The 9,887-nt window shown below is 35.2% G+C and carries 10 protein-coding genes; 4 read left to right on the top strand and 6 right to left on the bottom strand.

The annotated features are described in order from the left end of the window. From ACIQ2S_RS08255 to ACIQ2S_RS08245, 3 genes are all read right to left on the bottom strand, one after another. Window positions 1-905 (bottom strand): metal-dependent hydrolase (locus ACIQ2S_RS08255; RefSeq protein ID WP_396174876.1); only part of this gene is annotated, 905 nt, incomplete at its 3' end. Between the two features lie 2 nt (window positions 906-907). Further along, complete coding sequence (locus ACIQ2S_RS08250; protein WP_396174874.1) at window positions 908-1,399, bottom strand: hypothetical protein; 492 nt, start codon at window positions 1,397-1,399, stop codon at window positions 908-910. A 98-nt stretch (window positions 1,400-1,497) separates the two neighbouring features. Beyond that, window positions 1,498-4,932, bottom strand: coding sequence for a methylmalonyl-CoA mutase family protein (locus tag ACIQ2S_RS08245; RefSeq protein WP_396174872.1), 3,435 nt, complete (start codon window positions 4,930-4,932; stop codon window positions 1,498-1,500). Between the two features lie 255 nt (window positions 4,933-5,187). Between ACIQ2S_RS08245 and ACIQ2S_RS08240 the strand changes: the two genes are divergently transcribed. Continuing rightward, window positions 5,188-5,892, top strand: a complete 705-nt coding sequence (locus ACIQ2S_RS08240; protein WP_396174870.1) for a DUF4197 domain-containing protein — start codon at window positions 5,188-5,190, stop codon at window positions 5,890-5,892. A gap of 108 nt (window positions 5,893-6,000) precedes the next feature. Here ACIQ2S_RS08240 and ACIQ2S_RS08235 read toward each other — a convergent pair whose 3' ends face one another. After that, a complete protein-coding gene (locus ACIQ2S_RS08235; RefSeq protein WP_396174868.1) occupies window positions 6,001-6,831 on the bottom strand; it encodes an alpha/beta fold hydrolase in 831 nt (276 codons plus the stop codon). A 113-nt stretch (window positions 6,832-6,944) separates the two neighbouring features. On the opposite strand from ACIQ2S_RS08235, the gene ACIQ2S_RS08230 reads away from it, so the two are divergent. Then, window positions 6,945-7,100 (top strand): hypothetical protein, encoded by a 156-nt coding sequence (locus ACIQ2S_RS08230; RefSeq protein WP_396174866.1) that lies wholly within the window; start codon window positions 6,945-6,947, stop codon window positions 7,098-7,100. Here the strand turns inward: ACIQ2S_RS08230 and ACIQ2S_RS08225 are convergent. Together ACIQ2S_RS08225 and pyrF are read right to left on the bottom strand one after the other, a co-directional pair. After that, complete coding sequence (locus ACIQ2S_RS08225) at window positions 7,095-7,889, bottom strand: ABC transporter substrate-binding protein (RefSeq protein ID WP_396174864.1); 795 nt, start codon at window positions 7,887-7,889, stop codon at window positions 7,095-7,097. The genes ACIQ2S_RS08230 and ACIQ2S_RS08225 overlap by 6 nt on opposite strands. Window positions 7,890-7,917: 28 nt before the next feature. Then, window positions 7,918-8,733 carry an orotidine-5'-phosphate decarboxylase gene (gene pyrF / locus ACIQ2S_RS08220; protein WP_396174862.1) on the bottom strand — a complete coding sequence of 272 codons (816 nt, stop codon included), beginning with the start codon at window positions 8,731-8,733 and terminating at the stop codon, window positions 7,918-7,920. A 164-nt stretch (window positions 8,734-8,897) separates the two neighbouring features. On the opposite strand from pyrF, the gene ACIQ2S_RS08215 reads away from it, so the two are divergent. Continuing rightward, window positions 8,898-9,083, top strand: coding sequence for a CsbD family protein (locus ACIQ2S_RS08215; protein WP_396174860.1), 186 nt, complete (start codon window positions 8,898-8,900; stop codon window positions 9,081-9,083). Between the two features lie 54 nt (window positions 9,084-9,137). Then, window positions 9,138-9,887 (top strand): AI-2E family transporter (locus tag ACIQ2S_RS08210; protein ID WP_396174878.1); only part of this gene is annotated, 750 nt, incomplete at its 3' end.

Raw genomic sequence — 9,887 nt, 5'->3', positions numbered from 1 at the left:
TCAGTGATATGGTAGCTGAACGAAAACTGCGTGTCGTTTTCTTCGGCATTCAGCACACCAAACCGCAAATCGTTAAAAAGCAATTGATTTTCTTTTTGCGTGATGCAGTACCAACCTTCGGAAATTCGTTTTAATTGTTTGATGACGGCTGCATCATCGATATTGGCTATCAATTCTTTTTGAGTAGGAATGAATTGAAAGTGAATAGGTTTTGTGTCAAAAAATGAATAATCACCGATGTAGTATCCGTTATCGACTTTAACATTGGTCGTCCACAATATAATATTGAACGGGGATGGTTTTACACCAATTGACTCATAACTTATTTTGTTTTGTTCCAATTGTTTTTCAAATTTTTGCAGAACCAGGAACTGGACAACTAATGTGAAAAACAAATAGGAAGTACTCACAATCAATCCGATTCTGTTCCAAAATCTTCTCTTTTGGTCTAGTCTGTTTTTCTTCATTGAGAGAACTAGAAACAACAAAAAAGGCACTGTATACAACGGATCAATCACAAAAATGGACTGCAGTGAAAACCGAGTTTCCAATGGCCAAAGCAATTGCGTTCCCCAAGTTGTGAATAAATCGAGTAAGGAATGCGTTTGCAAAATTAAAAAGGAAAACAACGTAGCTTCTTTAAAATTTACTCCATTTTTATGTGCTACTTTCTGTAAAATCCAACCTAAAATTGGTGAAAGAAAAAGAAAAAACAAAGTGGAATGACTAAATCCACGATGAATATCAGTAGCGGTTAATGGATCTAAAAACTGTCCGTAAAGTACATCCAAATCGGGTATGGTACCTATGATAGCTCCGTAAAGAATGGCTTTGTTACCAATCTTTTTGCCAAGCACTTCATTGCCAACAGCTGCTCCTAATACAATTTGAGATAAAGAGTCCATAATTAATTCATTTCTCCTTCATAATATCCTGAAATAAATACCATATCACCATTCAAAGGATTTACTGCTTGAATATTTTGAAAATCCAATCGATATTCTGTGTTTGACAAAACGGTTACTTGAACCGTAGATCCTGCCAAACTATAGGCTGTAGCTCCTTTTACATACGATCCTTGGGCAAATAACACTTCCCCTATTACACCAATTCCAAATTCATATGAGCCATTAGGTGCACTACTTGAAGTTAGAGGAAAATTAACTTTAAAGTTTATAGCTTGATAACTTGACGTTCCTGCTGTACCTTTTGTTAAACTAAAATCCATTGCTCCATCTCCAGGCATACTTGCAGTTGCATTAGAAACGGTTGCATTGGTTGGAATAAATTCAACACCGTCTGCAATAATGTTTGAATCAAAATCCAGCGAATCACTATCTGAGGATTCACATGCTGTGAAAAGTATTACTGAAACTAATACGAGAAGAAACTTTTTCATAAGTGATTTTTTTGTAAAAATACAAAGCCGAATTTAATAAAAAGAAAAAACCTTCCATTTCTGAAAGGTCTTGAACATCTTAAACTTTATATAATAAATTACATATTCCTTCTGTATTGTCCTCCTACTTCAAACAATGCAGCTGTAATTTGTCCCAACGAACAATATTTTGTAACTTCCATCAAACGTTCAAAAAGATTTTTGTTTTTAATAGCAGCCTCTTGTAATTTATTCAGCAATTCTGCTACTTTTTGCTCGTGTAATTGATGCAGCGTTTGCAACGTATTGATTTGGAATTGTTTTTCTTCCTCGGTGGCACGAATCACTTCTCTTGGCACAACTGTTGGCGAACCTTTGGAGCTTAAGAATGTATTAACCCCAATAATTGGAAATTCACCCGTGTGTTTCAATGTCTCGTAATACAACGATTCTTCCTGAATTTTAGAACGTTGGTACATGGTTTCCATCGCTCCTAAAACCCCACCGCGTTCGGTAATTCGATCGAATTCTTGCAAGACCGCGTCTTCCACTAAATCGGTTAATTCTTCGATGATGAACGAACCTTGGATTGGGTTTTCGTTTTTAGCTAAACCTAATTCTTTATTAATAATCAATTGGATTGCCATTGCACGACGAACGGATTCTTCGGTTGGTGTGGTAATGGCTTCATCATAAGCATTCGTGTGCAACGAGTTACAGTTATCGTAAATGGCATACAAGGCTTGCAACGTGGTTCGGATGTCATTGAAATCAATTTCCTGAGCATGCAACGAACGTCCGGATGTTTGAATATGGTATTTCAACATCTGAGCTCTTTCGTTGGCTCCGTATTTATTTTTTAAGGCTTTTGCCCAAATTTTTCTTGCCACGCGACCAATCACGGCATATTCCGGATCGATTCCGTTGGAGAAAAAGAACGATAAATTGGGTCCGAAATCGTTGATGTTCATACCGCGACTCAAATAATATTCCACGTAAGTGAAACCATTGGCCAAAGTAAATGCTAATTGAGTGATTGGATTGGCCCCTGCTTCCGCAATATGATAACCTGAAATAGAAACCGAGTAGAAATTTCGAACGTTCTTTTGAATGAAATATTCCTGCACATCGCCCATCAATCGAAGTGCAAATTCTGTTGAGAAAATGCACGTATTTTGTGCCTGATCTTCTTTTAAAATATCGGCTTGAACGGTTCCCCGAACCTGAGCCATTGTTTTGATTTTAATATCGTTATAGATTTCCAAAGGAAGCACTTGGTCTCCCGTAACTCCTAACAACATCAAACCTAAACCATTATTTCCGTGGGGAAGTTCACCGTTATAAGTGGGTTTTGCAAACCCTTTTTTCTTGTAAATTTCGTTGATTTTTTCTTCAACCACCCCCTGTAAGTTATTCTCAATGATGTATTTTTCACAATTTTGGTCAATCGCCGCATTCATAAAAAAGCCTAAAAGCATTGGAGCCGGACCGTTGATAGTCATACTCACAGACGTCATCGGGTGACTCAAATCAAAACCGGAATATAATTTTTTTGCGTCGTCTAAACAGCAAATAGAAACACCTGCATTACCAATTTTTCCGTAAATATCCGGACGTAAATCAGGGTCATTTCCGTATAAAGTTACCGAATCAAACGCTGTTGATAAACGTTTTGCGGGTAAACCTGCACTCACGTAGTGAAAACGTTTGTTGGTTCGCTCCGGCCCGCCTTCTCCGGCAAACATTCTTGATGGATCTTCTCCTTCTCTTTTAAACGGATACAATCCGGATGCAAAAGGAAATTCTCCCGGTACGTTCTCTTGTAAATTCCATTTTAAAATATCGCCCCAAGCTTGGTATTTGGGTAACGCTACTTTCGGAATTTGTGAATGCGATAGTGATTCGGTATGTGTATCAATATTGATTACTTTATCACGAACTTTAAAACTGTAAACCGGATTTTTGTATTTTTTTACTTTTTCGTCCCACATTAAAATGATTTCCCAGTTGAATGGGTCCAAATTCATTTTAACACGGTCGAATTCTTTGGTTAGTAAAGATAAAAACTCACTGTTATTTTCAGACTGAGCTTGCTGAAGAGCTTCTTCATTCAGACCAAATTTAGTTAAACCTAGTGCCGGAATATGTCCAACTGATTCAATGGTTTTGTAAATGCCGTATAATTTCTGAGCTACCTCTACTTGGGTTAAAACTGTCTCGTCGTATTTGCGATTATTCTCTGCAATTTCAGATAAATATCGTGTTCGATGCGGCGGAATAACAAATATTTTCTCGCTCATTTCACGCGTAATTTCAAAGGTCGAATGCAAATCAGCATCTGTTTTCTCCAAAATTTTGTCCATCACTTTCTTGTAAAGTGTGTTCATTCCCGGATCATTGAACTGCGAAGCAATCGTCCCGAAAACCGGAAGCGAATCTAAATCGGCATCCCAAAGATTATGGTTTCGTTGGTATTGTTTTTTCACATCGCGAAGTGCATCGAGCGAACCTCTTTTGTCGAATTTGTTGATGGCGACTAAATCGGCAAAATCAAGCATATCGATTTTTTCCAATTGTGTGGCGGCACCAAATTCAGGTGTCATCACATACAACGAAACATCAGAATGCTCGATGATTTCCGTGTCACTTTGACCAATGCCGGAAGTTTCCAAAATAATGATGTCATATTTTGCAGCTTTCAACACTTGAATCGCTTCTGCTACATATTTTGATAAAGCTAAATTCGATTGACGCGTAGCCAATGAACGCATGTAAACTCTGGAGTTATTAATTGCGTTCATTCGTATTCTATCTCCTAACAAAGCACCGCCGGTCTTTCTTTTGGATGGATCAACCGAGATTAAACCAATTGTTTTTTCAGGAAAATCAATTAAGAATCGACGAACCAATTCGTCAACTAACGATGACTTTCCGGCTCCACCGGTTCCGGTAATTCCCAAAACAGGAATTTTTGATGTTTCATTCTTTTTGTGAATGGCATCTAATGTTTCTTTGGCAATATCCGGAAAATTTTCTGCTGCCGAAATCACTCGGGCAATCGAACGTGGATTTTTATCTTCCAAATATTTAGCTTCTCCGTTCAAAACATCACCAACGGGAAAGTCGGCTTTTTGAACCAAATCATTAATCATTCCCTGCAATCCCATGGCACGACCGTCATCCGGCGAATAAATTCGAGTGATTCCATACTCGTGCAGTTCCTTAATTTCTTCGGGAAGTATCACTCCACCGCCACCACCAAATATTTTGATATGTTCTGCTCCTTTTTCTTTAAGCAAATCATACATATATTTAAAATATTCGTTGTGTCCTCCTTGGTAAGAGGTCATCGCAATGGCATTAGCATCTTCTTGAATGGCAGTATTTACTACTTCCTCTACACTACGGTCGTGACCCAAATGAATCACTTCTACTCCAGTGGCCTGAATAATTCGACGCATGATGTTGATGGCAGCATCGTGACCGTCAAAAAGGGATGCGGCAGTTACAATTCTTACTTTATTTTTAGGAATATAAGGTGTTGCTTGTTCCATTGCTAAAAAAATGATGTTTTTGAGGTTGCAATTTACGGAATTAATAAAAAATAATATGTTTTTTTTGTTTCAGGTTTCAAGTTTCAAGATTCAGGTTAATATTTTGAACACGGATTTAGAAAATTGGAGGAATTTTGAAAATTTGTTATGAAAAAGGATGACTTCAAACTTAAAACCTGAAACTTGAAACCTTTAACCTCCAAGAATCAATAAGGCATGCTATTTGCCTACTTTTAAATCTAAATAGTATATACCATGAAAAAATCGTTACTCCTAATTACCGCTTTTACCTTTTTAGGTTGTGCAGAAATGCAACAAATTGTTGACCAACTGCCACAAACAGGTTCAATTTTGAGTAATGGCGATATTGCCAATGGCCTAAAAGAAGCATTGAATCAAGGAATCGACAAACAAGTTACTAAATTGACGCAAACGGATGGTTTCTATAAAAATGAAGCAGTAAAAATTCTCCTTCCTGAAGAATTAAAAAAAGTAGACGCAAAATTGCGAGCAGTAGGGTTGTCAAATTTGGCAGATGAAGGTTTGAAAGTAGTAAACAGAGCAGCGGAAGATGCTGTCAAAGAAGGTACTCCGATTTTTGTTGATGCGGTAAAACAGATGACTTTTACCGACGCAAAAAATATATTGTTGGGAGATGACAGTGCTGCCACGAGTTACTTGCAGCGTATAACTTCTACAGCTTTGTATTCAAAATTTAATCCGATCATCAAAAACTCATTTGCAAAAGTGGGTGCAGATAAAGTGTGGACCAATATTATAACCAAGTACAATTCTATTCCATTGGTTACAAAAATCAATCCCGATTTAACTGATTATACAACTAATGAGGCAATAGAAGGGGTATTTAAAATGATTGCTGTGGAGGAAAAAGATATTCGCACAAATTTAGCAGCCAGAACATCCACAGCACTGCAAAAAGTTTTCGCATTGCAGGACTAAAATTTTAATAATCAATAACATATATATAACAAAGGCTTAACACTATTGCCCAAAAAATCTTCGGATATTTGCGTCAAACAACACAAATATAGGTTTGTTTGGTTAGAGTTAGTTAGAAAATTGAGCCGGTGCAACATAAGCACTGGCTTTTTTTATAGGTTGATTTTTAAGGAAAGACAGCACTGCTTCATTGAAATGCATCGCTTGCTCTACATTCACAACATGTCCGCAATTTTCAATGACAAATAATTTAGACGATCGGTAATGTTTCTGGACAACTTGCCTGACCGATGGCAAAAACATATAATCTTCTTCACCCATCACATATAAGGTTGGAATATTAATTTCAACCTGTCTGAACCACTTTAAAACAGGATTAATTTCTGCAGTTAACCTAAACCATTTGATAAACTCCTTCTGGTACAATTTCTTCGCTTCGTTGATGAATAGTAAACGGGAATTTTTATGGTTCTTTTTAGGCATAATCACAAATGCAAAAAATTTATAAAGAACCAAATAAGGCAAAACATATTTAAAAAGATTTCCTAAACGCATTAAAATTTGCGAACGAAAATTCATTTTCAAAATGGCTCCTCCCATAATCATTGTTTGCACTCGATTGGGAGCCATTTCTGCCAATTGTCGAATGATGATGGTTCCCAGAGAAATGCCAACAAAATGTGAAGCAGTAATTTTCAAATGATCGAGTACCTCCAAAACATCGTGAGCAATCGATTCAAAAGTGTATTTTTTTTGAAAGGCTGTTTTTAAAGTGGGTTTTGATTCTCCATGACCCCGCAAATCAAGCAATAAAACATTGAAATGCTTTTGAAATTCACGAATTTGTTTAAACCAAATGGACGAACTTCCTCCCGCTCCGTGAACGAAGGTAACCCATTCTGTACTAGTTTCGTTGGTGTAAATATTATAGGAAATCAATGGTATTTTAATTTATGACAAATGTAGTATTATAAATTAAATATGCAATCTTAACAATTCTTAATGATAAATTAAAGATTTGGTAATGTATCTTTGCAAAAAATTTCACCCAAATGAAAGGCGTTTTTAAAGAAAATAAAGATTTAAAATATTTAAAAGAAGACTTCAAAACTTTTTTGGAAAAGAAAGAAACAAAGGAACCTACTCAAATAATCAAACCCACTGAAATTGAGAAAGAAACTTTGGTTCTGGACGAGGTAGAGCTATAGTTTTTGATGTAATAGTTTAAAATAGTCAAAAGCTTTTAGGATTCTACTCCCATGCCACGAAAAGTACTCTCCATCTACAAAAATGGTTGTGGCATGATGTGTAAACAGACCGATTTCAAAAGCTTGTTCATCCTTAAAAGGAAAAGGTTCGGAAGATAAAAGTATCAAATCCGGGTCACCTTCTAATCGTATTTTTTTCAAATCAACTTGAGGATACCTCGCAATATTTTCATAAATATTTTGAAAATGATTTAGCCTCAGCAATTCATTAATATAGGTATCTTTTCCAGCAACCATATAAGGATTTGCCCAAATAAAGTACGCTACTTTTGTTAATGGTTTATCTTTTATAAATTCCTTAAAATCTTGCAAGGCAAAATTGATTTCATCCATCCATTTTTGAGCTTCGGTCCGTTTATTAAAAAACTGCCCAAAATCGGCTATCATCTTAAAATTATCATCAAGAGTAATGACGTTGGTTACCCAGACCGGACAAATAGCACTCAATTCTTCAACCATTTCAAGTGTATTCTCTTCTTTATTGGCAATGATAATATCGGGTTGAAGTGCACGAATTTTATCAAACTTCACTTGTTTAGTTCCGCCAATAATTTGTTTAGTTCCTTTAAAATGAATTGGGTGTACACAAAATTTGGTAATACCCACAATTGCATCTTCTAATCCTAAATCAAATAATAATTCCGTTTGTGAAGGAACAAGTGATACGATTCTTTGGGGAGTTTTTTCAAAGTGATGCAGGGTTCCAAGTTGGTCTGAGAATGTTTTCATTTTATAAACCTATTGGATGAATACTAGTTTACTTTGTTAAAATAGCTTCCATCTCTTTTTGCAATTTCAATGCCTCTTCTCTAGCTTTCTCAACAAAATCCATTCTATTGGAAGCATAAATAATTCCACGGGAAGAATTGATTAACAATCCTACATTGGAATTCATGCCGTACTTACAAACTTCTTTCAAACTGCCGCCTTGTGCTCCAACACCTGGTACTAACAAAAAACTATCGGGAACAATTTTTCTTATTTCTGTAAAGTACTCCGCTTTTGTCGCACCAACTACATACATCAAATTCTGACTGTTTTTCCATGTCTTCGAGGTTTCCAGTACGTATTTGTACAATTCCTTTCCGTCCGAAAGTTTCGTTTGAAAATCAAAAGCCCCTTCGTTGGAGGTTAAAGCTAAAACGATGGTGTGTTTATTTTCAAATGCTAAAAACGGTTCTACAGAATCTTTTCCCATATAAGGAGCAACGGTAACAGAATCAAAGTTTAAATCTTGCAAAAAAGCTTTGGCGTACATGGTTGATGTATTGCCAATATCGCCTCGCTTCGCATCGGCTATTGTGAAAATTTCAGGATAATTTGAATTGATGTATTCAATCGTTTTTTGCAACGATTGCCAACCTTTCAAACCATAGGCTTCATAAAAAGCGGTATTGGGCTTATAAGAAACACACAAATCATGTGTCGCATCAATAATGGACTTGTTGAATTCAAAAATCGGATCATCTGTCTGTAAAAGATGCTGTGGGATTTTAGTTAAATCAACATCCAAACCAATACATAAAAATGATTTTTTCAGTTGAATTTGTTCAATGAGTTGTGTTGTTGTCAAACCAATTACTTTTTGAAGTTGGGCAAATTTACAAAGTTGAAACGTACAAACCTTGTAATAGTATAACAAACTCTAAAAATTCTATAACAAGAACCAACCTTTACACTAGTAACTTTGACTTATCAAATTAGTACTGAATATTAATTTTTTTAAATACATACATTATGGACACTACAGGATTGAAAGGAAAATGGAACGAAGTAAAAGGAAAGTTGAAACAAAAGTACGCAAATTTAACAGATGATGATTTGCTTTTTGTTGAAGGAAAAGAAGACGAATTCTACGGAAGAATTCAACAAAGAGTAGGCAAATCCAAAGAAGAAGTTAAAAAAATGATTGCTGATTTGTAAAAACTAAAGGGGAATTTTATACATTCCTCTTTTTTTTAGTAATTTTTGGCACAAATGGTTGTAACTCCCAACAAAGAAAATTCAAATGCATTGAACCTGTTGTTTATCATAGGTTTGATTTTTTGTTTATATATTCTCAAACCAATTGTTGTACCGCTCATAATAGCGTTAATTCTTACGGTTTCTATTTTCCCATTAGTTAATTTTTTAGAAAAAAAATGGCGTGCAAATAGGGTTATTTCTGCTCTTACTGCAATTTTTACACTTTCAATTATTTTGTTTGGACTATTAGCCTTTATTGTTTATGAATTGACAGATATTCTTGAAAAAAGTGATTTATACATTCTTAAACTAACTGAAGTTTACAACTCCATTTTAAGCTACTTAGATGCGAATTTTGGCATAAGAAAAAGTGAATTATCGTTGAAAAAATTCAATATGGGTGCCACAATTAAAGATAATTTTACAAATATCATTGGTTTTTTAACTTCATCAGGCAGCATTTTTTCAGATATAATTTTAATTCCATTATACATATTTTTCTTTTTGATTTACCGCAAATTTTTTAAAAGTTTTATTTTTAAAGCCTTTTCATCCGATGGAAATGATTTACGCGTAAAATCAGTTTTAGCTAAATTGTATAAAGTCCAACAAAATTATTTGTACGGATTATTTACTGTCATGTTCATTGTTGGTTTATTAAATTCCGTTGGATTACTTATTTTAAGCATTGAAAATGCATTTTTCTTTGGTTTTTTGGCAGCGATACTTTTATTGATTCCCTATATAGAAATTATGATTGGC

Source organism: Flavobacterium sp. (genome assembly GCF_044371705.1).
GTDB lineage: Bacteria > Bacteroidota > Bacteroidia > Flavobacteriales > Flavobacteriaceae > Flavobacterium.
The sequence above is the reverse complement of the archived record's forward strand: the minus strand, read 5'-3'. Positions and strand labels throughout refer to the sequence as shown.